This is a genomic window from Luteolibacter flavescens (assembly GCF_025950085.1).
Classification (GTDB): Bacteria; Verrucomicrobiota; Verrucomicrobiia; order Verrucomicrobiales; family Akkermansiaceae; genus Haloferula; species Haloferula flavescens.
The window spans coordinates 1-1,230 of sequence record NZ_JAPDDS010000050.1 but is presented as its reverse complement, the minus strand read 5'-3'; the positions used below and the strand labels follow the sequence as shown (position 1 = coordinate 1,230).

The following is a 1,230-nucleotide window of genomic DNA, read 5'->3' as shown; positions in this document are numbered from 1 at the left end:
GTCGACGAATTTATCAGATATGCTCTAGATACATATCTTGTGTGTATATAGCCGGAGCTTTGTTTTCACATATCCTCACCCAACGATAATTGTAGTACTCTTACAATAAAACCGGCCGGAGAGGGAGGGAAGAGATTATTACATATGTGTTAAGAGCAGAGGCCATTGAGATGGTACATAACCAAACTGTAAAATAAAAATATATAGCATATTATATATTGATATATCATCAACATAGCCCAAAACAAAGCTGCATACTATTATTATAGGCAGCAATCCACCAGCGCGATGCTTGATCTTAGCTTAGTTGCCACCAGACTCCTCGCAACCTGGGGGCTTGTAGGCGATGAAGCTAATCAACTGCACCTGCCTGACGTTGTCGAAGCCGATGATACGGACAAAGGCATCGGGGTAGGCCTTCTTGGCCTCCTCGAGCTCCTTGAGCACCTGGGTGGCATCGGTGCAGCCGAACATGGGCAGCTTCCACATGGTCCAATACCTGCCATCGTAGTACCCGGGAGACCTGTGGTTCTCACGGTAGACGAATCCAACCTTGCTGAACTCGAGGCAAGGCACCCACTTGGATCGAAGCAGGTACTCGATCTGCTTCAAAAGATCCTCCACGGTGAGTGGTGGCAGGTACGATAGGGTCTCGAACTTCTTGATGCCCTCAATTGGCCACACCTGCATGCACTTGATCCTTCCGCCATTGCTGACGTTGCCGAAGCCCGAGTTGGTGGAGCGGCGGCTGACGGGGAGCCCGGCGGTGGACTTGAGCCCTTGGAATGGAGCCACGGAGGTGGCCGAGGAGGCCATCACGGTGGGGGCCATAGCCACGTAGTTAGTTAGCTAGCTTACTGGCTAGTAGTAGTAGAGTATGTCCATCAAAACATTAAACATCTATTTGCGGGAATGACTCTCTTAAGGGTGACGTAATGTCATCAGCAGAGATTGTCTCGTATCTATATGGAATGAGATAAATAAATATATTGCCAATGATCGAGAAATAATTCCCTATTGGAATATGCGCACATCCTCTTTGCAAATAATTTAACATTGAGTTTTGCCTGTGAATTTGAGGGCTGGATTCCATGTTCTACCTGATCTCACCATCATAAAGCAATAAAGCAGTGGTGTTATTTCAATGTGATTGGATTACCTGAAGTATCGACATTTTCACACCGCTAATACTCAGCAAAAACCATAGAACGGAAATGCCATGAAACTAGA

At 46.6% G+C, this 1,230-nt stretch carries 1 protein-coding gene; it reads right to left on the bottom strand.

The genetic code is table 11. From position 1 onward, the window contains the following. Nucleotides 1-303: 303 nt before the first annotated feature. Nucleotides 304-831, bottom strand: a complete 528-nt coding sequence (locus OKA04_RS24945; RefSeq protein WP_149346034.1) for a ribulose-1,5-bisphosphate carboxylase small subunit — start codon at nucleotides 829-831, stop codon at nucleotides 304-306. Between the last annotated feature and the right edge of the window lie 399 nt (nucleotides 832-1,230).